The 21579-nt window shown below is 71.7% G+C and carries 18 protein-coding genes; 4 read left to right on the top strand and 14 right to left on the bottom strand.

The genetic code is table 11. From position 1 onward, the window contains the following. The first annotated feature begins 216 nt into the window (after positions 1-216). The 3 genes from ABXS86_RS12495 to ABXS86_RS12485 all read left to right on the top strand — a co-directional run bounded on the left by ABXS86_RS12495 (position 217) and on the right by ABXS86_RS12485 (position 3591). Positions 217-1266: a substrate-binding domain-containing protein gene (locus ABXS86_RS12495; RefSeq protein ID WP_353664682.1), complete on the top strand. Its 1050-nt coding sequence runs from the start codon at positions 217-219 to the stop codon at positions 1264-1266. A gap of 91 nt (positions 1267-1357) precedes the next feature. Next, positions 1358-2548 carry a Gfo/Idh/MocA family protein gene (locus ABXS86_RS12490; RefSeq protein WP_353666247.1) on the top strand — a complete coding sequence of 397 codons (1191 nt, stop codon included), beginning with the start codon at positions 1358-1360 and terminating at the stop codon, positions 2546-2548. A 38-nt stretch (positions 2549-2586) separates the two neighbouring features. Further along, positions 2587-3591 (top strand): sugar phosphate isomerase/epimerase family protein, encoded by a 1005-nt coding sequence (locus ABXS86_RS12485; protein ID WP_353664681.1) that lies wholly within the window; start codon positions 2587-2589, stop codon positions 3589-3591. A gap of 242 nt (positions 3592-3833) precedes the next feature. On the opposite strand, the gene ABXS86_RS12480 is transcribed toward ABXS86_RS12485, so the two are convergent. The 8 genes from ABXS86_RS12480 to ABXS86_RS12445 all read right to left on the bottom strand — a co-directional run bounded on the left by ABXS86_RS12480 (position 3834) and on the right by ABXS86_RS12445 (position 13004). Next, positions 3834-5216: a nucleotide pyrophosphatase/phosphodiesterase family protein gene (locus tag ABXS86_RS12480; protein ID WP_353664680.1), complete on the bottom strand. Its 1383-nt coding sequence runs from the start codon at positions 5214-5216 to the stop codon at positions 3834-3836. After that, positions 5213-6382 carry a metabolite traffic protein EboE gene (gene eboE, locus ABXS86_RS12475; RefSeq protein ID WP_353664679.1) on the bottom strand — a complete coding sequence of 390 codons (1170 nt, stop codon included), beginning with the start codon at positions 6380-6382 and terminating at the stop codon, positions 5213-5215. The genes ABXS86_RS12480 and eboE overlap by 4 nt, the downstream gene beginning before the upstream one ends. Next, positions 6379-7263: a TatD family hydrolase gene (locus ABXS86_RS12470; RefSeq protein WP_353664678.1), complete on the bottom strand. Its 885-nt coding sequence runs from the start codon at positions 7261-7263 to the stop codon at positions 6379-6381. The genes eboE and ABXS86_RS12470 overlap by 4 nt, the downstream gene beginning before the upstream one ends. A gap of 1 nt (position 7264) precedes the next feature. Further along, entirely contained in the window at positions 7265-8731 is a 1467-nt protein-coding gene (locus ABXS86_RS12465) for an EboA domain-containing protein (protein ID WP_353664677.1), read from the bottom strand. Continuing rightward, on the bottom strand, positions 8728-9594 hold the full coding sequence (locus ABXS86_RS12460) for an SCO3242 family prenyltransferase (RefSeq protein ID WP_353664676.1): 867 nt from the start codon (positions 9592-9594) through the stop codon (positions 8728-8730). The genes ABXS86_RS12465 and ABXS86_RS12460 overlap by 4 nt, the downstream gene beginning before the upstream one ends. Continuing rightward, the gene (locus ABXS86_RS12455) at positions 9591-10790 is read right to left on the bottom strand and encodes an inositol-3-phosphate synthase (RefSeq protein ID WP_353664675.1); all 1200 of its coding nucleotides are present in this window, start codon (positions 10788-10790) and stop codon (positions 9591-9593) included. The genes ABXS86_RS12460 and ABXS86_RS12455 overlap by 4 nt, the downstream gene beginning before the upstream one ends. A gap of 247 nt (positions 10791-11037) precedes the next feature. Continuing rightward, complete coding sequence (locus tag ABXS86_RS12450; protein ID WP_353664674.1) at positions 11038-12009, bottom strand: acetylxylan esterase; 972 nt, start codon at positions 12007-12009, stop codon at positions 11038-11040. Next, on the bottom strand, positions 11985-13004 hold the full coding sequence (locus tag ABXS86_RS12445) for an acetylxylan esterase (protein WP_353664673.1): 1020 nt from the start codon (positions 13002-13004) through the stop codon (positions 11985-11987). The genes ABXS86_RS12450 and ABXS86_RS12445 overlap by 25 nt, the downstream gene beginning before the upstream one ends. A gap of 47 nt (positions 13005-13051) precedes the next feature. On the opposite strand from ABXS86_RS12445, the gene ABXS86_RS12440 reads away from it, so the two are divergent. After that, the gene (locus ABXS86_RS12440; protein ID WP_353664672.1) at positions 13052-13843 is read left to right on the top strand and encodes a DeoR/GlpR family DNA-binding transcription regulator; all 792 of its coding nucleotides are present in this window, start codon (positions 13052-13054) and stop codon (positions 13841-13843) included. A 44-nt stretch (positions 13844-13887) separates the two neighbouring features. Here ABXS86_RS12440 and ABXS86_RS12435 read toward each other — a convergent pair whose 3' ends face one another. The 6 genes from ABXS86_RS12435 to ABXS86_RS12410 form a co-directional block, all read right to left on the bottom strand. Beyond that, a complete protein-coding gene (locus tag ABXS86_RS12435; protein ID WP_353664671.1) occupies positions 13888-14781 on the bottom strand; it encodes a LacI family DNA-binding transcriptional regulator in 894 nt (297 codons plus the stop codon). Between the two features lie 79 nt (positions 14782-14860). Continuing rightward, positions 14861-17116 carry an FAD-dependent oxidoreductase gene (locus ABXS86_RS12430; RefSeq protein ID WP_353664670.1) on the bottom strand — a complete coding sequence of 752 codons (2256 nt, stop codon included), beginning with the start codon at positions 17114-17116 and terminating at the stop codon, positions 14861-14863. Between the two features lie 90 nt (positions 17117-17206). Then, positions 17207-18526, bottom strand: coding sequence for an extracellular solute-binding protein (locus tag ABXS86_RS12425; RefSeq protein WP_353664669.1), 1320 nt, complete (start codon positions 18524-18526; stop codon positions 17207-17209). A gap of 44 nt (positions 18527-18570) precedes the next feature. Further along, positions 18571-19503 (bottom strand): carbohydrate ABC transporter permease, encoded by a 933-nt coding sequence (locus tag ABXS86_RS12420; RefSeq protein ID WP_353664668.1) that lies wholly within the window; start codon positions 19501-19503, stop codon positions 18571-18573. After that, on the bottom strand, positions 19500-20348 hold the full coding sequence (locus ABXS86_RS12415; RefSeq protein ID WP_353664667.1) for a carbohydrate ABC transporter permease: 849 nt from the start codon (positions 20346-20348) through the stop codon (positions 19500-19502). The genes ABXS86_RS12420 and ABXS86_RS12415 overlap by 4 nt, the downstream gene beginning before the upstream one ends. 291 nt (positions 20349-20639) lie before the next feature. After that, entirely contained in the window at positions 20640-21488 is an 849-nt protein-coding gene (locus tag ABXS86_RS12410) for an alpha/beta fold hydrolase (protein ID WP_353664666.1), read from the bottom strand. Positions 21489-21579: the final 91 nt, after the last annotated feature.

Genomic DNA, 21579 nt, shown 5'->3' with positions numbered 1-21579 from the left:
CGAATTCCGCGCAGCCCCGGGAACCGTGCTCCCGCGCGCTCGCGAGCGCTCCCCCCGCGAAAACGCTGCGACTGTCGACTTATGTTGTTTTAAAAACAAAAGATGCTCGCTTGGTCGACACTTCTGCTAGCGTGAGCGACGTCAGAGTGGACCCTTCCTACCGGAATGACCCGGGGCCGCTATGACCCCAGCTGCATCACATTTCAAGGAGGAAACATGCGCTCACAGTGGAAGTCGCGTTCGCGACTCGTCCTGACCGGTATCGCCGTCATCGCCTCGGTCGGACTTCTCGCCGGCTGCACCGGTTCGGGGGGCGACAGCCAGAACGTCGTCGATCAGGGCACCACGACCGAAGAGAACGCCGCCGCCGGTGACACCGTCACCATCGGGTTCTCCGGCCCCGCCGCCGACCACGGGTGGCTCGGTGCCATCAACTCGGGCGCGCTCGCCGCCGCCGAGAGCTTCCCCGACGTCGACCTCAAGGTCGCCGAGGGCACGAACGACGTCAACGCGCAGATCGCCGCCGTCGAGACCTTCATCAACGACGGCGTGGACGCCATCGTGCTCCTGCCGAGCGACGGCGCCGCCCTCACCGAGGTCGCGATCAAGGCGATGGACGCGGGCATCCCCGTGATCAACGTCGACCGCGAGTTCTCGAGCCCCTTCGCCGCCCGCTCGACCGTCCTGGGCGACAACTACGGCATGGGCGTCAGCGCCGGCACCTACATCTGCGAGCAGCTCGAGGGCAACAGCAGCGCCGTCGTCGGCGAGATCGCGGGCATCGACTCCCTGCCGCTCACGCAGGACCGCTCGGCCGGCTTCGCCGACGCCCTGTCGGACTGCGGCCTGAAGGTCGGACCCCGCGTCGCCGCGGACTTCACCGTCCAGGGCGGTGAGGCCTCGACCTCGCAGCTGCTTTCGGCGAACCCGAAGATCGACGCCATCTGGAACCACGACGACGACCAGGGCATCGGCGTGCTCGCCGCCGTCACGGCCGCCGGTCGTGACGAGTTCATCATGGTTGGCGGCGCGGGCAGCCGGAACGCGATGGAGTCCATCCAGGCCGACGACAGCGTCCTGAAGGCCACGGTCATCTACCCGTCGACGCAGGCCGCCGACGGCATCGCCTTGGCGCGCCTGATCGCGCAGGGCAAGACCGCCGGCGACCTCATCACACCCAGCGTCCCCAACCGCATCGTGTTGGACGCCCCCGTGGTGACCAAGGACAACGTCGCGTCCTTCATCGACCTCTCGTTCCAGTCCTGACCCGGTCCGGGGCGTCCGCGTTCGTCGCGGGCGCCCCGTCCCCCGTCCCCCACAGAAAGACGTCATCGTGACTCAGCCCCTTCGCATCGCCATGGTCGGTGCGGGATTCATGGGCGCCGCGCATTCCCAGGGATGGCGCGTCGCCCCTCGTTTCTTCGATCTCCCCCTCGCCCCCGTGATGAGCGTGCTCGTCGGGCGCGACCCGGCCCGCACGCAGGCCGCCGCCGACACCTGGGGCTGGCAGGAGAGCGCGACGGACTGGCACGAGGTCATCCACCGCCCCGACATCGACGTCGTCGACATCGTGACCCCCGGCGACTCGCACGCCGAGATCGCGATCGCCGCCCTCGCCGCCGGAAAGCACGTCCTCTGCGAGAAGCCCCTCGCCAACACCGTCGCCGAGGCCCGCCGCATGGCCGAGGCCGCCGCGTCCGCCGCCGACAGCGGCATCCGCTCGATGGTCGGCTTCACGTACCGGCGTCTGCCTGCCACGACCTTCGCCCGCGACCTCGTCGCCGCGGGCCGCCTCGGCGACATCCGCCAGGTGCGCGCCGAATATCTCCAGGATTGGCTGAGCGACGCCGAGGCCCCGCTCACGTGGCGACTGCAGAAGGACCGCGCCGGCTCCGGCGCCCTCGGCGACATCGGCGCCCACGCCGTCGACCTCACCGAGTTCATCACCGGGCAGCACGTGAGCCGCGTCGCCGGGATTCTCGAGACGATCGTCGACGAGCGTCCCGTCCTCGCCTCCTCCTCCGGGCTCTCCGGTACTGCGGGCGCCGGGCGCGGGGCCGTCACCGTCGACGACCTCGCGCTCTTCACCGGTCGCCTCGAGAGCGGCGCCCTCGCCTCGTTCGAGGCCTCGCGCTTCCGTCTCGGCCGCAAGAACGCCCTGCGGATCGAGATCGCCGGATCCCTCGGATCGCTGTCGTTCGATCTCGAGAGCCCGAACGAACTGCAGTTCTACGACGCCACGCTCCCCGCCGCGGAGCAGGGCTTCCGCCGGATCCTCGTCACCGAGCCCGAGCACCCCTACGTCGCCGCATGGTGGCCCACCGGCCACATGCTCGGCTACGAGCACGGCTTCTCGCACCAGGCGAAGGACTTCGTCGAGGCGGTCGCCGCGGGGACCGCCCCGACCCCCTCGTTCACCGACGGGCTGCACGTGCAGGAGGTGCTCGACGCCGTCTCGCGCAGTTCCGAGGCCGACGGCGTCTGGACCGGTGTGGACGCCGACTCGGCCACCGCTTCTCTCGGGGGCCGCGCGTTCGCGGCTTCCTGAACCCGATCCCGGAACCGCACCGACGAAAGGACGCCGCAATGACGCGACCGATCACCCTCTTCACCGGCCAGTGGGCCGACCTGCCCTTCGAGGAGGTGGCCCGTCTCGCCGGCGAGTGGGGCTACGACGGCCTCGAGATCGCCTGCTGGGGGGACCACCTCGACCCTTGGCGCTGGGATGACGAGGCCTACGTGCAGGGCAAGCTCGACGTGCTCGAGCGCAACGGTCTGAAGGTGTGGGCCATCTCGAACCACCTGAAGGGCCAGGTCGTCTGCGACGACCCCATCGATCAGCGTCACCGCGACATCGTGTCGGACCGGGTGTGGGGCGACGGAGACTCGGAAGGCGTGCGCCAGCGCGCCGCGGAAGAGCTGAAGAACACCGCGCGCCTCGCCGCGAAGCTGGGCGTGAAGACGGTCACGGGCTTCACCGGATCGAGCATCTGGAAGTACGTCGCGATGTTCCCGCCCGCCACCGAGCAGATGGTGGACGCCGGGTACCAGGACTTCGCGGACCGCTGGAACCCGATCCTCGACGTGTTCGACGAGGTCGGCGTGCGCTTCGCCCACGAGGTGCACCCCTCCGAGATCGCCTACGACTACTGGACCACCAAGCGGGCTCTCGAGGTCATCGGGCACCGCGAGGCGTTCGGGTTGAACTGGGACCCCTCCCACATGGTGTGGCAGGACATCGATCCGGTCGCGTTCCTGTGGGACTTCCAGGACAAGATCTTCCACGTGCACTGCAAGGACACGAAGAAACGCCTCGGCAACGGCCGCAATGGGCGCCTGTCGTCGCACCTGCCGTGGGCCGATCCGCGTCGCGGGTGGGACTTCATCTCGACCGGGCACGGCGATGTGCCGTGGGAGGACGCCTTCCGCATGCTCAACGCCATCGGCTACGACGGGCCGCTGTCGGTCGAGTGGGAGGACGCGGGCATGGACCGCCTGGTCGGAGCGCCCGAAGCGCTCCGATTCGTGCGAAAGCTGTCGTCGTACGAGCCCTCCGGGGCGGCGTTCGACGCGGCGTTCAGCCAGCGCTGACCCGGGGGGATCGGTCGGAAGCGAAGGAAGGGCCGGATGCCGAGGCATCCGGCCCTTCTCGTGCGCCCGGCGCCGTCACGAGAACAGGAGGCGTGACGAGAACAGGCCGATCCGCGCGGTTCCGGCCTGTTCTCGTGGCGTCGCCTGTTCTCGGCGCAGCGCCCGGCGCGATCCGAGGCGACCGCGCCGGGCGCAGCGGCCGCGTACGACGTCGCACCCCGCGTCTGACGCCGTGCGCCGCGTCAGACGCCGAGTCCGCGCAGCACCAGATCCCGGACGCCCGCGGCGGGCAGCGACTCGGCCTCGGGCAGCAGGTCGGCGTCACTCGTGACGAGGAGGGGCCCGTCTGCCCGCGACGACGACAGGCGGCCGTGCGTCCCGCGGACGCACGAGGGGTCGAGCGGCACCGTGCTCATCGCGTAACGCAGGCCCAGCTTCTTCTTCACGAGGTTCGCGCCGGCCTTGGCCTTGGCGAGACGGTCGGCGGGGTCGAAGAACAGCTCGGCCGGGTCGTATCCGGGCTTGCGGTGGATGTCGACACCTCGGGCGTATTCCGGGGCACGCTCGTCGTCGAGCCAGAAGTAGTAGGTGAACCATGCACCCGGCTCGGCCACCACCACCAGTTCACCGGAGCGCTCGTGGTCGAGGCCGTACCGCGCCTGCGCGTCGCGGTCGAGCACCTCGTCGACGCCCGCCAGTCCGCGCAGCAGCGCCGTCACGCGGGGGAGGTCGGCGGCATCCGGAACGTAGACGTGGGCGACCTGGTGGTCGGCGACGGCGAACGCCCGCGAGGTCCAGGGGTCGAGCTGTTCCCGACCGTCCTGCACGTACACCTCGAGCAGTCCTTCGCGCCGCAGGGCGCGGTTGACGTCGACGGGGCGCGACGCTTCTTCGATGCCATACTCCGAGACCGCGACGACGCTGTACCCGCGCTCGAGCGCGTCGGTCAGCAGGGGCGCGATCGCGTCGTCGAGCTCGCGCGCCGCCCGATCGGCCTCGGGGCCGTTCGGGCCGAACCGCTGCAGGTCGTAGTCGAGGTGCGGCAGGTAGGCCATCGCCAGGTCGGGCGCCGGACCCCACCGCTCGGTGATGACGCCGCGGGTCGCTTCGGCGAGCCACGTGCTGCTCCGGATGGTCGCGGTCGGACCCCAGTACTGGAACAGCGGGAACTCGCCCAGCGCCCCGACCAGCTGGTCGTGCAGGGCCGTCGGCCGGACGTACGCGTCGGGGCTCTTGCGCCCGTCGGCGTGGTAGATCGGGCGCGGGGTCACGGTGATGTCGGTCGTCGCCCCCATCGCGAACCACCAGCCGAGGTTGGCGGTGGTGAGCTCGGGGCGCGAGCGCCGCGCGGTCTCCCACACCTTCTCGCCGGCGACGAGCCTGTTGTGCTGGCGCCACAGGAGAGGGTCGCCGAGGCCGCGGAAGTGCCAGCCGTTGCCGACGATCCCGTGTTCGCGCGGCATGGTGCCGGTGAGCATGGTCGACTGCACGCTGCACGTGACGGCCGGAAGGATCGTGTCGAGCCCGAGGAGTCCGCCGGAGCGGCCGAGGGCGGTGAGTCGGGGCATCGCGGCGAGCGTGCGAGGGGTGAGCCCCACGATGTCCAGCAGCAGCAGCTTGCTCATACCGGGCTCCTGTCGTCGATTCCGGATGCCGGGACCCCGGCCAGGGCGCGTGGCAGGTGCGTGCGCGCCCAGCGCAGTTCGGCCGCGATCCCGCTGACGAGCGATTCGGGCTGCAGATCTTCAGGCAGCACCGACCAGGTATAGGTCTCGACGTCGAGGTGGGCGTCATCGCCGCCGGGGGCGTCGAGGACCGCGTCGACCGCGGCCAGCAGCACCTCGGTCGTGGCGCGGAGGGGTGCTGAGGGACGCGCGTGCAGGGGGATGTGGACGTGCACGCGCCAGGCGCGGTCCGTCGGCCACGGCGCGGCGGCGTCGAGCACCTCGGGGAGGTCGTCGGCGGAGCGCCGACCGCCGGCCTCGCGCACCTGGTGGACGTAGCGTTCCTCGGCGAAGGGCCGGAGCGCGTCCGCCGTGCGGGCGTCGGCGGGGTCGGGCACCTCGAGGGCGACCGACGCCTGCACCTTGACGATGCGGACGCCCGCGGCGGTGGCGGCGGCGACCGCTCCGGCGGGGTCGGCGAACGACACCGCGAGGTGGCAGGTGTCCAGACATAGCCCGAGGCGGCCGTCGGCGGTCAGGTGTGGGCGCGCGCCGAGCCAGGCCACCACGTCGGCGACGTCGTCGAGGATGCAGCCGGGCTCGGGTTCGATCGCCACGCGAACGGTCCGGCCCGTCTCGCGCTCCAGCGCGGCGAGGGCCTCGACGAGTTCGGTCAGGTGCGCGTCGGCGGAGCGGTCGGCTGCGGCATCCCACCCCGCCCTCCATCCCAGCGGGAGCGTCGAGATGCTGCCCTCGGCTCCAGCGGGGAGAAGCGCCGCGAGGCCGCGCGCGCAGTCGAGCGTGTACTCCAGGCGCTCGCGCGTGGTCCAGTCGGGGCGGTACACCGCGAGTTTGACGACGTCGTCGTGGAACCCGCGGTACGGGAAGGCGTTGACGGTGCGCAGCTCCAGCCCGTTGCGGTCGAGGGCGTCGGCGAGGACACCGCGGGCCCGCGGGTCGTCGGAGAGGAGGGATGCCACGCCCACCGGCATCCACAATCCGACGCCGAGACGGTCGAGGCCCGCCGCCCGGCGGACGGGACCGGCGTGCTCGTCGAGCTGGCGGACGATGCCGGGGAGGTCTTCGGCGGGGTGCACGTTGGTGCAGTACGACAGCTCCACCTTCACGCCCCCTGGCGCGACGCCATGCCGCGCAGCACGGAGTTGCCGGCGAACAGCTCGGGTCCCTGGCTCGCGGGAGCGAAGCCCTCGATCGGGTCGGTGTTCACGCGGCCGCTCTGCGCGTAGAAGTCGCGCGGGTTGCGCCAGAGGATCCGGTCGACGTCGTCTTCGGTGAAGCCGGCGTCGAGCATGGCCAGACCCGTCTTCGCCGTCTTGAGCGGATCGGAGCGACCCCAGTCGGCCGCCGAGTTCACGATGACGCGGTCGAGCCCGATGCGCTGCATGATGGCGATGACGCGCTGCTCGTCCATTTTGGTGTCGGGGTAGATCGAGAAGCCCATCCAGGCGCCGCTGTCGGCGACCGCGTCGACGCAGGTCTCGTTGAGGTGGTCGACGAGCACGCGCTGCATCGGGATGCCGGACTCGGCGACCACGTCGAGCGTGCGCTGCGTGCCGACGGTCTTGTCGCGATGCGGGGTGTGCACGAGCACGGGGAGGTCGAACTCGATGCCGAGAGCGAGGTGTTGGCGCAGGATCTCGTCTTCTTCAGGGGTCATCGAGTCGTAGCCGGTTTCGCCGACGGCGACGACCCCGTCCTTGGCGAGATACGTCGGCAGCTCGGCCATGACCTCGCGGCAGCGCGCGTCGTTCGCCTCTTTCGGGTTGAGCGCGATCGTGCAGTGGTGCCGGATGCCGAACTGCGCCGCGCGGAACCTCTCCCACCCGATCAGCGCGTCGAAGTAATCGAGGAACGACCCCACGCTCGTGCGCGGCTGGCCGAGCCAGAACGCCGGCTCCACCAGGACGCGCACGCCCGCGTCGTACATGGCCTCGTAATCGTCGGTGGTGCGGGCGGACATATGAATGTGGGGGTCGAAGATGCGCATGTCAGGCCCTTTCGCGAGCACGGAGGAAGGAGAGGTCGTCGGGCACGGGACGGCCCGCGGCGCGGCGCTCGGCGGCGAAACGCTCCGCCATCGCGGCGAGTTCGTCATCGGCGCGGGCGTCGAGGGCGACGACGACGGAGAGGGGGATGCCGAGGAACACGCACTTCAGCACGCCGTGGCGCCACGCGTGGTCGTCGAGGTGATCGGCGGCGAAGCGCCCGAGGGCGGCGGCGACCAGTCGCGTGTCGTTGGCGCGGAGGGCGTCCGCGACGAGCTCCCGACCGGCTTCGCGCCAGGCCGCGGTGGGCGCGGGGATCGCGTCGAGGCCGCGCAGCACCCCGCGCCGCTCGGCGCCGTCACCACGGCGGTACAGTGCGATCGCCACGGCGGGGTCGGCCCCGCTGTCGGCCAGGGCCGCGATGAGAGCGGCGCGGGCGACATCGTCGGCGGTCGGGGCGAACGGTGCGCTGGAGAGGGGGTCCCGCCCCACCTCGCGACCCGCCGCGGCGAACAGGCGCGCAGTGCGGGTGGCATCCGTGCGCACCTGCTCGACCGCGAGAGCGGTCCAGGGATGGAGGGGCTGCGCGTCCGAGAACGACCGGGGTTCGCCTGCGCTTCGCGTCGGGGCGGTGGCCGAGCGATCCCCCGCCGCGACGAGTGCGGTCATGCTCGACGCGGCGAGCTCGGGAGCCGCGTGCGCGTGCCGCGGCAACTCCACCGCCACCACGCCGCGGTACTCGATCTCGCGCAGCGTCGAGAGGGCCGCGTCCAGGTCGAGCTCGCCCTCCCCGAACGGAAGGTGCTCGTGCGCGGTGGGGAGCATGTCGTCAGCCTGGACGTTGCGTAGCAGGGATCCTGCCGCCCGCAGAGCACCCACCACCCCGTCGGGCTCGACCACCACGCAGTGACCGAGGTCGACCGTGAGGCCGAGGTTCGCGGGGTGACCGAGGCGGGCGCGGAGCGCGAGGGCGTCGGCTACAGTCTCGACCAGCATCCCGGGTTCGGGCTCGAGGGCGAGGGTGACGCCCGCGTCGGCCGCGAACGCGGTGAGCTCGACGAGGCGTTCCTCGAGCAGGACACGCGCCTGATCGGTCGTGACGTCGTCGGGCACGACCCCGCTCCACAGCGAGACGCACTCGGCCTTGAGGATCGCGGCGATCTCGATTGCCCGCAGGAGGAAGGCCATGCGCGACGCGGCTTCGCGGTCGACGAGGGTCGGCCGGTGCTTGCGCAGGGGGTCGAGCAGGTAGCGGGCGCCGGTCTCGACGACCACGCGCAAGCCTCGGCGGCGGAGGTCCGCGGCGAGCGCCTCGCACTGCTCGCGCCAGTCGGAGGCGAAGGGGTCGAGGTGGGGGTGACCGAGCGTGAGGGCGACGGCGCCGTATCCGTGATGCTGCAGGACGTCGAGGGCGGAGGGCAGCGGGTGGTCGGTGAAGCCGTTCGTGCCGTATCCCCAGGTCCAGCTCATGTGATGTCTCCCGTCGAACGGCGGCGGCCGAGCACGCGGCCGAGGGTTTCGATGCCCAGCAGTGCCGCGGTCGCCACCGGTGAACCCGCCCGTGCGGCGAGGGCGGACTGCAGGGGGACGACGGCGCGGATGCCCGCGCGGGTGGCGTCCCGTGCCTGCGCTGCCCCGGGATCACGGACGACCGCCAGCTGGCCGGGGAGCACCGCCGCGAGGTAGCGCGCTCCCCCGAGGACGACCGCGGAGCGGTTCGACCGCCCGAGCAGAGCGGATGCCGCCACGGCGACGCTCGTGGCCACGACGACGCGACCGGTGGTCGCCGTCGACCCGTCGACCTCGCCCCTCGAGATCGCGGTGACGGCCACCGTGTGGGCGGCGACCGCGCCTGCGGGGACGAGGGCCGAGCGCCAGCCCGGGCCGGCAGCGCCCATCATCACATCGAGCCCGCGGCAGAGGGCCATGACGACCGGACCGGCCACCGTCGGCTTGAACACGGTGTCGTAGGCCCACAGCGCCCCGGCGAGCGCGAGCGACACCAGACCCGAGCGACGGCCGGCGGCGAACGCCGCGCCCACCCCGAGGGCGGTGAGACCCACGCCCACCGCGAGCGCGCGGTCGCGGCTGATCCGCCCGGACGGGATGGGACGCTCCGGGCGTTCCAGCGCATCGATCTCGGCATCCGCCCAGTCGTTCAGCGCCATCCCGGCGCTGTACAGGCAGACCGACGCGGCCGCGAGCGCGCCGACGCGCAGGGGACCGTCGCCGCCCGTCCCGCGCGCGCTCAGCGCCCCGACGAGTGCGTCGCCGAGGACGGTGAGCGAGGCGGGGGCGCGGACGAGGTCGAGATGGTCCGCGACCCGGGTCACGGTGCGGCGACCCGGGCCGCCGCTACGGCGGCTGCGGTCTCGTGCACCCACGAGACGAACTGGGCGGTCTGCTCGCCGAAGCCGTGGACGTCGCTTCCCCACGGGTCCTTGAAGAAGCAGCCGAGGGCGGTGACGACCCCCGCGTGGCCCGCACGGGTCGCGAGCGACAGCGCCCGGACCAGGTCGATCACCAGGGGGGCAGCGAGGGCGGAGTCGTAGGCGCTCCACGTGGTCTGCAGCGTGACGCGACTGCCGAGGAAGCCGGTCGCGCTGACGTGGTCCCACGCGGTCTTGACGTCGCCGAGGTCGGGCACGTTGTCGATGTGCAGCGGGGTGACGACGTCGTCGCCGACGAGAGCGTGCAGACCGCGGTTCTTCGACACCAGCTTGGAGCGGACGGCCTCGGGGTCGGCCAGGGTCGCACCGTCGCCGCCGCCGAGGAGGTTGGTGCCAGCCCAGGACTGCACACGGAATCCGCGGGCTGTGAACATCGGCGCCAGCACCGTCCGTAGCAGCGTCTCGCCGGTCTTGCCGTCCTGACCCGCGTACGCGATGCCCGCGCGTTCGGCTCGCTCGCGCAGGACGGGGAGGTTGAGGGATGCCGAGGGGGTGAAGGCGGCATAGGCGGCGCCGGCCGCGATCGCGGCGAGGGCGGCGCGCGAACTGGGCGGCAGGACCCGCACGCCCGGGGTCGTAAGGGCCGTCTGCAGGAGAGCGTCGTCTTCGAACCCGGGGTGGTACGGCGGAAGGGGCTCGGTGGAGGAGACGTCGATGACGACGACCTCGCGGAGGTCGTGACGCTCGCGGAAATCGACGATGTCGGCCGCGAGGAGGTCGATCTCGTCCTGCTGGGTCGCCGTCATCGTGGGGACGGCGCTGAGGTTCTGCTCGGTCTCGCGCAGGCGCTCGGCCACCGCGTCGACCAGGGCCACGGGGAACATCCCGCCGGCGGCGAGCTGACGCGCGCGCTCCTCGAGCGGGGTCGTCGAGATGTCGTGCCCGCCGACGACGATGTCGGCGATGGCGGGGAACTCGTCGACGCGCACCGCGTCGGTCTCGGTCGTGAGGCCGACCGGCGTCGCCACGCCCAGGGCGAGGGCGTGGATGCCGAGGGTGGCGGTGGTCGCGAGCGAGCCGCGAGCGCCGATGAACCAGGCGCCGACGTCGGCGGCGCGGCGGGTGTTCGAAGTGTTCACGCGGGGGTCCGTTCTTCGTTGAGGGACGTCGAATACCGGGTACGCACGGCGGCGCGACTCCGCGTGGGGCGGGAGCCGTTCGAGAGGGGCGCTCCGAGGGGGATGGAGAGCGACCCGGGGGTGGGGTCTCGTCGTCGAGGTGTCCTGGTCTTTCCGACAGTAGTGCGGCTTTTGCGGTATGGCAACCAAAAGATGACGGTCAGAAGGGCAGTATTTGCGTTTGACTCGGCATCATGGCGGGGCCCAGTCAGCCGCGGGCGGCGAGGGCGCGCAGCACCTCGCGCTGATGCACGGGACCGCCGCCCTCGTGGCCGTTGTACGGGTAGACGCGGATGCCCTTCTCGCCCGCGTAGTGGTTGTAGGCCGCGAACACCGTGGAGGGCGGGCACACGGCATCCATCAGCCCCACCGAGAACAGCGCCGGGATCCGGGCGCGAGCGGCGAAGTTGACACCGTCGAGGTACGACAGGGTGCGGAACACCTGCTCCTCGTCGCCGCGCCGGGTCTGCAGGTAGGTGACGAGCTCGCGGTAGGGCGCGGCGTCGGTGATCGAGACGGCACGGCGGATGCCGCTGAGGAAGGGGAAGTCGATCGCCGCGAACCGCAGTCCGTCGCTCAGCGCCGCCGCGGCGAGCGCGATACCGCCGCCCTGGCTCCCGCCCCACACGCTCACGCGCGCACCGTCGATCGCCGGGTGGGCGCGCGCGGCGTCGATCGCGAGCACCGCGTCGCAGAAGACCCGTCGGTAGTACGCGTGCGCGGGGTCGTCGATGCCGTCGGTCAGGCGTCCCGCCGTGTGCGGAGCCGACCCGACCGGATCGGGGGTGGCCCCGGGCAGCGCGCCGCTGCCCTGCCCGCGGGTGTCCATGACGAGCACGGCGAAGCCCGCCGCCGGCAGCAGGGTGTGCTGGTGCGCCAGGCCGCGCCCGGAGTTGTAGCCGATGTACTGCACGACGCACGGCAACGGCCCGTCGACCCCGCGCGGGCGCACCAGCCACGCGCGGATCGGATGCCCGCCGAAGCCGGCGAACTCCACGTCGTCGACGTCGACGCCGGTCACCCCGCTGTCGACCGGGTCGACGGGGGTGAACCGGGGCTCCCACGCCAGCCCGCGCGCCTCGGCGAGCGTGTCGGCCCAGAAGGCGTCGAAGTCGGCGGGTTCGTCCCGATCGGGGCGGAAGGTCTCCAGCGCGCTCAGCGGAAGGTCGAAGTGGGCCACGGGGTCTCCAGAGCGGTCGAGGGGTGCGCGAGCACCCGGGCGATGTGGGCGCGCGTCGCGGAGAACGTGCGCTTGAGGACGAGGGGGAGTTCGGGGTACTCGCGATGGCCGTAGGCGAGCACCTCGAGCTCGAGCGCGGCATCCGGTGCCTGATTGATCGCGTTCGCGACGGCGAACTGCCCGGCGGGCGGCACGTGCCGGTCGCGCAGGGCGGCTTCGACGCGCACCGGGACGCGCGCGAAGGTGGCCGCGGTCGAGGCGTCGAAGAAGCGCAGAACCTCGCGGGCGCGGGGGTGCCGGGCGACGTGGCCGCGGACGCGCTCGCCGCTGCCCTCGCACGGCATGCGCAGGCGCAGGTCGTACTGCCCGAAGCTCGGCACGACGAGCGTGGCGCCGACGATCCGGTCGTCCCACGGCAGGGCGAGGGCACCCACTCCCCCGCCGAAGCTCTCGCCGACGAGGTACAGCGGCACCTCGCCCACCAAGGCCCGCAGCGCGGACCCGGTGTGCCACAGATCGACCGCGCACCGCCCCAGCACGTAGTCCTCGATCGAGTGGATGCCGTGCAGCACGTGCCCGTCGGCGGGGGTGGGGGCACCGAGACCGGCGTTGAGCACGCCCTGGCCCCGCGCCACGGGGAAGAACACCGCGGCGTCGTCGGGCACGCGATCGAAGTCGGGCCCCTCGCGCCCGCCGTACCCGTGACTGTGGACCACGCCGACCCGGGGCACGATGCCGCCGACGGCCGTGGCGAACCAGCCGCGCACCCGCAGACCGCCCGACACCGTGTGCTCGACCAGCGCGATCACGCGATCGTCGCGCTGCTCGGTCGAGACCACCCGGGGCGCGGGATCGACGGTCATCGCCTCGGCGAACCACCCGGCCCACCGCTCGGCGAAGCCGGGCGGCGGCGGCACCGGCGGCACCGCGCGCAGGGCCGGGAGCTCGAAGCCGTAGTCGCCGTCGCCCGAGCGGTCGGCGATGACGCCGTTCACCGCGCACCCGCCGTGGAAGACTGGAGGCCCGACCGAGAGGAACGATCGTGCTCGCCGCCGAACGCCGATCCCGCCTGCTGACCGAGGTGCGCCGACTGGGCGCCGCCGCGGTTCCGGATCTGGCCGCGACCCTGGGCGTGAGCGAGATGACGATCCGCCGCGACCTCGACGTGCTCGCCTCCGACGGCCACGTCGACAAGGTGCGCGGTGGCGCACGGGTGGCTCGCGTCGACGACTCGCCCCGCACCCTCGCCGCGCAATCGCGCCGCAACGGCGACGGCAAGCGCGCGATCGCCCGCCGCGCCGCCACGCTCGTCGAGCCGGGCATGTCGGTCGGCCTCGGCGGAGGGTCGAGCACGTGGGCGCTCGCCCGCGAACTGCGCGGCGTCGACGACCTGACGATCGTGACCAACTCGCTGCCGGTCGCCGACGTCTTCGCCCGACCCGACCGCGCCGACGAGCCGTACACCCAGACGGTGGTGCTCACCGGCGGGGTGCGCACCACCGCGGACGCGCTCGTAGGCCCGGTGGCCGTGGCGTCGCTCGAGCACCTGCACTGCGACGTCGTGTTCCTCGGCGTGCGCGGCATCGACCTGACCGCGGGGCTGACGACCTCGAACCTGCTCGAGGCCGAGACCAATCGCGCCCTCGTGGCCGCGGGCGCCCGCGCCGTCGTGCTCGCCGATCACACCAAGTGGGGGGCGGTCGGGCTCACCACGATCGTCGACCTCAACGAGGTCGACCTCGTCGTGATGGACGAGGGCCTCGACCCCGACGCCGAAGAGACCCTGCGCGCGCACGTGGCCGAGCTCTGGATCGCCGCCGGCGACGACGACTGAACACCGCCCGCCCCCGTGCGGGCTGCGGGCGGTGGAACGGACGCTCACCGCGCCGTGCTCGCGCGGGCGACGACCGCGGCGTCGACGACGATGTGTCGCACCGGCACGTCGGCGCCGGGCCGTGCCGACATCTGTCGTTCGAGCTCGGTGAAGGCCGCCTCGACGATGCCCTCGTCGTCGGGGGCGACCGACGACAGCGCGGGCACCGAGAACCGCGCCGCGTGCACGTTGTCGATGCCGATGACCGCGACGTCGGCGGGAACGGCGAGGCCGCTCTCGTGCAGGGCTGCCAGCACACCGAAGGCGACCGAGTCGTTCGAGCAGACCACGCCGTCGAAGCGCGTCCCCGTCGCGTGCAGACGGCGCAACGCCGCCGCCCCCTCCTCGGAGGTGAAGGCGTCGACCGCGACGATGAGCCCCGGTTCGTCGGCCAGACCGAGCCGCGCGACGGCGTCGCGATAGCCGGTGAAACGCTGGTCCGCGGCATCCGAGGGTCGCGAGAGTCGGGGGCCGAGGAACGCGACGCGGCGACACCCAGCCTCGGCGAGGTGGGTGGTGGCGAGGTCGGCGGTGCGGCGGTTGTCGATCGACACATGGGTGAACGGGCTCACCGCGATGTGCTCGCCCAGCAGCACCAGGGGCCCGGGGGCGGTGCGGCGGGTGAGGTCGCCGACCGTGAGCGAACGGGGGATGTGGATGAGGCCGTCGGTGGCTGGGAGCCCCACACCGTTGGCGACGTCGATCTCGCGCTGATGGTCGCCCTCGGTCTGCTGGATGAGGATCGACAGCCCCCGCGCCTCGGCCCCCCGCGCCAGCAGGGTCGTCAGCTCGGCGAAGTAGGGCTCCTCGAGGTTCGGCACGGCGAGCGCGACGATGCCGGTGCGCTCGCGCCGCGTGAGCGGCGACGACCGACGCGCGACGGAGGAGGTGTCGGGCATGGCGGTGCTCCTCGTCGAGGACCGGGCGGCGCGCGCCGCGAGGCGTTCTGTTCTGGGGGCTACGGTATCGCGCGGCATGTCACTCCTGAACACGGAAGGCGACGACCCGCGCCTCGGCGGCGCCGTTGGTCGCCTCCACCACGAGACGGGCGGAGCGGATGCCGCCGAGCCCGACGGGCACGCGATGCGCGCGCCGACGACGACGGTTGTCGTCCACCTGTGCGATGACCCGCCAGTCCGCGGCATCCGCCGTCTTCACCTCGACGCGGTACGCCCGCACCAGCGAGGGCATCACCAGGTGAGGGTCGCGATGGTGGTGCAGCGTGTTGAGCTCGACGTCGGGGTCGTCGTCGAAGACCAGCACGATCTCGCGCGCGGTCACCGCCTCGGTCCAGTCGAGGCGGAGCCAGGGCTCGCCCTGCGCGAGAGGCTCGGACGCCCAGAGGTTCGGCCCGCCGAACGGCCGGTGGTACCCGCCGACGGCGCGCTCGGGGTCGAGAGCCTGCGACCGGCTCGCCGCGCGGAAGACGATCGACCGGCCGCGCAACGGTTTGGTCGGCCACTGCACGAGCAGTTCGTCGAGGCTGACCTGCACGTTCTGGTCGTCGGCGTCGGAGGTGTGGACGAGGGTGAGGATGCCGGGAGGCAGCTCGTCGGTCGTGAACAGCGTCACGCCCTCCCGCCCGCGCACCACCACGACGGCGTTCGCGGGGGCGTCGGGCTCCCACTGCACCGGGACGTGCACCCAGGAGGCGGGCCCGGCGGCGAGAGGGACCGTGACGCGCTGCTCGAGGTGCTCGGGCACGACGTTCTGCGGGAGGCCCGTCGAGAACACCTCGACCTCGAGCTCGGTGTCGGCCTCGGCGGCGACGCGCAGCTCGATGCCGTCGAGACGCGGGTGCACGGGGAGCACGATGCCCACGTCGTGTGCGAGGGGGTGGGGCTCGACCGCACCCGCCTCGCCCGGCCCGAGGTTCGCGCGCACGCCGGAGGCCGAGACTGCCGCGCGGAGAGCGAGGTCGGACGGGTCGGCATCGGCGACGCCGATCAGCGGGGCGTCCTGCCGCAGCAGCAGTTGGCGGAGCTCGTCGCGATGCTGCTCGTAGAGACCGCGCGGCGTGGTCCCGCGCGAGAGGGCGAGGGACGCCGCGGTGCCGGCCGCCTCGCCCATCGCCGCGCACGTGGCCATGACCCGCGCCGCGCCGAAGGCGATGTGGGTGGCCGACACGTCGCGGCCGGCCATCAGCAGGTTCTCGACGTCGGCGGAGTACAGCGAGCGGAACGGGATCTCGAAGACGCCGTTCGAGAAGCGCTGCACGGCGCCGGCGCCGGTCGCGTACATGCCCTCCTTGGGGTGCAGGTCGATCGACCAGCCGCCGAAGGCCACGCCGTCGTCGAAGCGCGTCTGCTCGAGCACGTCGCGCTGGTGCAGCGTGTAGTCGCCGACGAGGCGGCGGTACTCGCGCTTGCCGGGCACGTTGCCGATCCACTCGAGGTCGAGGGTGTCGGCGTCGAACTCGCCCGAGTTCTTGATGTGGTCCCAGATGCCGAGGATCACCGAGCGCAGTTCGTCGCGGATGCGCTCGTTGTCGTGCACGATGTCGAGCTCGCCGCCCCACTCGACCCACCAGTAGTGGGCGCCGCTGTCACCGCTGCGGATGATGCGCGACGACGGGATCGGGGTGTCGAGGATCGACCTCGCCGAGTCGGGCGCGACGAAGCGCACCGGGTGCCCGACGTCTTTCGTGTAGAACAGCAGCGTCGAGCCGAGGAAGGTGCGCTCGGCCTCGACGGGCGCCCAGTCCTCGTCGAACTCCTCGCGCGCCTCCTTCCCCAGGCGGGCGCGGGCCCCCGCGAGGTGGCCCACGAGTCCGTCGCCCGTCCCGTCGAGGAAGACCGGCGCGACGAAGGTCGTCTCGGTCTCGGCGCCCATCGTCCACCCGGTCACGCTCTCGATGCGGCGCTCCCCCTCGGGGCCGGATGCCGCGACCTCGCGCACGTCGGTGTTGAGGAACAGCGAGATGTTCGGTTCGGCGCGCACGGCATCCAGCACGACGTCGTCCCAGTGGATGGGGTTGCCGTCGGGATTGCGGTACTGGTTCTCGAGGTAGAGCTCGCCGATGATGCCGTTCTCGCGGGCCCAGCGCTGGTTGCCGTGGGCTGTCGCCCCGCACACCCAGACGCGCACCTCCGACGAGGAGTTGCCGCCGAGCACCGGGCGGTTGTTGATGAGGGCGACGCGCCGATCGAGACGGGCCGCGGCGATGGCCGCGGCGACTCCGGCGAGTCCGCCGCCGACGACGACCAGGTCGTAGTCGGCCGTATGGGAACGCATGCTGCGTGTGTCCTTCCGTGGACGCGGGGGCGTCCGGCTTGCGTGCAGGGCGAGCGAGGCGGCGCCCCCGGGCGGGAGCGCCGCCGCGCGTCAGCCGACCAGCTTCTGAGCGCTCTCGCCGGCCTGCTTCATGGCGTCCTTCGGTGAGGCCGAGCCGATCAGCACGGCCTGCACGCGATCGGCGATGGCCGACTCGATCTGCGAGTACGCGGTGAACTTCCACAGGGGGTTCGCGCTCGCGGTGGCGGTGATGCGCTCGCTGAACTGCGCGCCGAAGGTGTCGGAGGCGACCTCCGACGACGACAGCGCCTCGGTCGTCGCGGGCGGCAGACCGCGCATCGCGTAATCGGCGAGGATCGCGTCGAGGTCGCTCGTGGCGTACTGGGCGAAGTCGCCCGCGGTCGCGGCGCCGGTGCCGTTGACCACGGCGATCGCGCCGCCCCAGACGAGGGCGCGCGGAGTGTCGCCCTTCTTCAGTACGGGACGCGACACCGGGGCGAGCTTGGCGGCGAGGTTCGCGTCCGGCGACTCCTTGGTCACCGCTCCGCGGCCGACCGGGGCGTCGTCGTACATCGCGGCGCGGCCCTGGGCGAACAGGCTGCGGGCGTCGAAGCGGTCGACGTCGGCGGCGATGAGGCCCTGGTCGTAAAGGCCCTTGTACCAGGTGACGGCCTCGACGCTGGCGTCGTCGCCGATCGTGATGGTGTCGCCGTCGACGAGCGGGCTGCCGAAGGTCTGCATCCAGATGAGGATGTCCTTCAGCTGCGCGGCCTTGGTCGACGCGGCGTAGGGGATGAGTCCCCCGCCGAGACCCTTGAGCGAGACGAGGGCCTTCTCGAACTCGTCGACCGTGGTGGGGAAGGCGTCGGCCGACAGGCCCGCCTTGCCGAGGGTCTCGGAGTTGGCGATGAGGCCGATCGCGCCGATGGTCCACGGCAGGGCGTACTGCACGCCGTTGAACGTCGCGGCCTCGAGGGCCGACGAGGTGTATCCCCGACCGGATGCCAGCGACGACACGTCCTGCAGTTTGCCGGTGGCCGCGAGGCTGCCGAGCCAGGCGACGTCGACGTGTGCGGCGCCGGTGAACTGCCCGCCCGTCACCTGGAGCATGAGCTGGTTGATGTACTCGTTGTAGGGGAACGCGGTGCGCTTGACCGCGACGCCCTTCGCTTTCTCGTACGACGCCAGGGTGGCCTCGAGCGCGGGTTTGGCCGACTCCTCGGTGAGCGACCACGACGCGAACGAGAAGTCGGTCGGGTCGGCGCCGTTCAAACCGGCGGCCCCCGCGGCGGGTCCGCCGGTGGCCGTGGGGGCGCATCCGGCGAGCGCTGCGGCCGCGGCGCCGATGCCGAGGAACTGCAACGCGCGACGGCGCGTGATGAGCGGGTTGGGAAGGGACGAAGCAGACATGGGTGTCCTCCTTGACGGGCGAGCGGTGAGGGAAAGAGCGGGGATCAGCCTTTGACGGCGCCGGCCGTCATGCCGCTGACCAGGTAGCGCTGCAGCAGCATGAACGCGACGGCCACCGGGAGCGACACCACGAGGGATGCCGCCATGAGTTCGGGCCAGGCGGTGGCCGCCTCGCCGACGTAGGTGTTGACGAGTCCGGGCGGAAGCGTCTGCTTGTCGGGGCCGGCGAGGGTCAAGGCGAAGATGAAGTCGTTCCAGCCGCGGACGAAGGCGAACAGTCCGGCCGCGACGAGCCCGGGGGCGGCCAGCGGCAGCACGATCGAGTGGATGGTGCGCAGCCGCGAGGCACCGTCGACGCGGGCGGCCTCGATGAGCTCGTCGGGGATGGTGTCGAAGAAGCCCTTCAGCATCCATACGCACAGCGGCAGCGTGAAGGTCGTGAACGACAGCACGAGCGCGGTGTAGGTGTTGAGCAGGCCGTAGGCGCTGAACGCGCTGTACAGGGTGACCAGCAGCAGGGCCTGCGGGAACATCTGCGAGGCCAGCACGAAGTACATCAGCTGCCGGCGCCCGCGGTAGCGGAACTTCGAGAACGAGTAGCCCATGTAGGCCGACACGATCACCGAGAGCAGGGCCGTGACGACCGAGACGATGACGCTGTTCTGCAGGTAGGTGAACAGCTGCGGGTTGGACGTCAGCGAGATGTAGGCGTCGAAGGTGATCTCGGTGGGGAACAGCTTCGGCGGGTACGAGAACACCTGATCGCGAGGCGTGAGCGAGGTCGCGAGCAGCCAATAGACCGGCAGCAGGGCGAACCCGCCGCACACGATCAGCGCGGCCCACGATGCGATGCGGACGCCGGGGCGGTCGGAGCGCAGGCCCGAGCTCGGGCGCCGGCGGCGGCGTGCGGGAGCGTCGACGACGACCGGCGGGGCTTCGGGGCTGGGGACGACGGTGGGGAGGGCGGTGCTGGTCATCGCTTCTCGCTCCTCTCGGAGAATCGGACGTAGAGGACGACGAGCGCCATCAGCAGGACGAGCCACAGCAGGCCGAGCGCACCGGCGCGGCCGAGGTCGAAGCCGTGGAAGGCGGTCTCATACACCGAGGTGGCGAAGGTCTCGGTGGAACCGGCGGGGCCGCCGCCGGTGAGCACGTAGATGATGTCGAAGTGCTGGAAGTTCCAGATGAACTCCAGCAGCAGAACCAGGCCGATGATCCCGCCGATCTGCGGGACGGTGATCGAGAAGAAGCGGCGGACCGTTCCCGCGCCGTCCATCTCGGCGGCCTCGTGCAGCTCGCGCGGCACGGTCTGCAGACCAGCGAGGAGCATGACCATCATCCAGGGGAAGGACTGCCAGGTCTTCGCGACGATCACCGCGAACATCGCGGTTCCGGGCTGCGCGAGCCAGGCCTGGGGCGAGACGCCGAGCGGCTCGAGGATCGCGTTCATCACGCCGTAGTTGGCGTTGAAGATCCACATCCACAGGAACGACACCACGACGCCGGGCACGAGCCAGGGGATGAGCATGAGGCCGCGGAACACCTTCGATCCGCGGATCTGCGTGTTCAGGGCGAGCGCGAGGGCGAAGCCGATCACGAAGGGGGCGATCGTCGTGCCCAGGGTGAAGACGAGCGTCTGTCCGAGCAGGCGGAGGAAGTCGTCCTGCAGCACGTCGGCGATGTTCTGGAAGCCGACGAACTCGCGCCCGGGCAGCACCAGGCTCTGCTTGAAGAACGCGGTGACCAGCGCCGAGACGAGGGGGTACGCGACGACGACCGCCATGAGCGCCATGCCCGGCACCACCAGCAGCACGGCGAACATCCCGTTGCCGAGCCGCTCGGGTCGGCTGGTCCGACGTGAGCTTTTGTTTGTTTGTGTGAGTTTTGGTGTGTCTAGAGTCGTCACGTCGATGTGCGCTTTCCTCGGCAATGAGGGACCGTCTGGCCCGATCGAGGCGGTTTGACCCGCTTTCGGCGCATTCAGCTTCGCGCGTCAGCGCGATGAGGTCAATTCGCGACGGTAACGCTTAGATCACGACGTGTGAACTCATGAGCGTTGTTGTTACTTCACGTGTTCGAACGAGAGCGGACAACGGCGAACGGCCGTGCGACGTCAGACGCGCGACGGGATCCGCTCGTCGAGCCACGCCAGCAGGTCGGCGCGCACCGCGGCCTGCTCGCGCTCGGCGAAGATCTCGTGCCGCGCACCCGGGTACACCAGGGTCGTCACGTCGGTCAGGCCCGACCGCCGCCGGTACGCGTCGGCGAGGCGGTGCACACTGCGGGGGCCGCCCACCGTGTCGTCACGCCCCACCATCAGCAGCATCGGCACGTCGCGGCCGAGGTCGCGTCGCGGACGCCCCAGCAGCTTCAGCGTCTCGAGGGGACCGAACAGGCGCGCCAAGGGCGTCGACGTCGTCAGCGGATCGGCGACGAAGTCGCGCCCCACCTGCTCGTCGCTCGAGAGCCACTGCATCCCGGAGCCCCCGAGGTGCTTCCACGGCGCGTTCAGATCGCCCGCGTTCAACGACCCCGGCACGCGCAGGGCCGAACCGCTCAGCACGACCGCGTCGTAGGCATCCGGATGCCGATCCAGCAGCATCTGCGCGAGGAACGAGCCCCACGAGTGCCCCAGCAGCACGAGCGGCAGGTCGGGGTGCTGCTCGCGGATGCGCTGCGAGAGGGTCCACACCGCGTCGCGGGCGGCGCCGAGACCGCCGGGTCCGAGACGCCCCAGCTTGGCGTGGTCGCCTCCCCACTGACCCAGCCCCGTACGGCCGTGACCGCGGTGGTCGTCGGCGTAGACGGTGTAGCCCGCGCCGACGAGGGCCTCGATGAGGGCGGTGTAGCGGCCGGCGTGCTCGCCCACCCCGTGCAGCAGCTGCACGACCGCGCGGGGCTCGACCGCCTCGTACACGTCGTAGACGATGCGGATGCCGTAGGCGTCGTCGAACTCTGGCATGGGGGGAGTCTAGGGGCGCGCAGACGCCGGACGGAGGTCGCGGAACACCGTCCTCTATTCCGTTAGCAAGGCTAATGAGCTAGCCTGGTCC

It is taken from the genome of Microbacterium sp. che218 (assembly GCF_040436305.1).
GTDB classification, from domain to species: domain Bacteria; phylum Actinomycetota; class Actinomycetes; order Actinomycetales; family Microbacteriaceae; genus Microbacterium; species Microbacterium algihabitans.
This window is presented reverse-complemented; position numbering and strand designations above follow the sequence as displayed.

Coding starts and splice junctions, on each gene's coding strand:
- ABXS86_RS12495 (WP_353664682.1), top strand. CDS start 217: ATGCGCTCACAGTGGAAGTCGCGTTCGCGACTCGTCCTGACCGGTATC.
- ABXS86_RS12490 (WP_353666247.1), top strand. CDS start 1,358: ATGGTCGGTGCGGGATTCATGGGCGCCGCGCATTCCCAGGGATGGCGC.
- ABXS86_RS12485 (WP_353664681.1), top strand. CDS start 2,587: ATGACGCGACCGATCACCCTCTTCACCGGCCAGTGGGCCGACCTGCCC.
- ABXS86_RS12480 (WP_353664680.1), bottom strand. CDS start 5,216: ATGAGCAAGCTGCTGCTGCTGGACATCGTGGGGCTCACCCCTCGCACG.
- ABXS86_RS12470 (WP_353664678.1), bottom strand. CDS start 7,263: ATGCGCATCTTCGACCCCCACATTCATATGTCCGCCCGCACCACCGAC.
- ABXS86_RS12465 (WP_353664677.1), bottom strand. CDS start 8,731: ATGAGCTGGACCTGGGGATACGGCACGAACGGCTTCACCGACCACCCG.
- ABXS86_RS12435 (WP_353664671.1), bottom strand. CDS start 14,781: ATGCCCGACACCTCCTCCGTCGCGCGTCGGTCGTCGCCGCTCACGCGG.
- ABXS86_RS12430 (WP_353664670.1), bottom strand. CDS start 17,116: ATGCGTTCCCATACGGCCGACTACGACCTGGTCGTCGTCGGCGGCGGA.
- ABXS86_RS12425 (WP_353664669.1), bottom strand. CDS start 18,526: ATGTCTGCTTCGTCCCTTCCCAACCCGCTCATCACGCGCCGTCGCGCG.
- ABXS86_RS12420 (WP_353664668.1), bottom strand. CDS start 19,503: ATGACCAGCACCGCCCTCCCCACCGTCGTCCCCAGCCCCGAAGCCCCG.
- ABXS86_RS12415 (WP_353664667.1), bottom strand. CDS start 20,348: ATGTTCGCCGTGCTGCTGGTGGTGCCGGGCATGGCGCTCATGGCGGTC.
- ABXS86_RS12410 (WP_353664666.1), bottom strand. CDS start 21,488: ATGCCAGAGTTCGACGACGCCTACGGCATCCGCATCGTCTACGACGTG.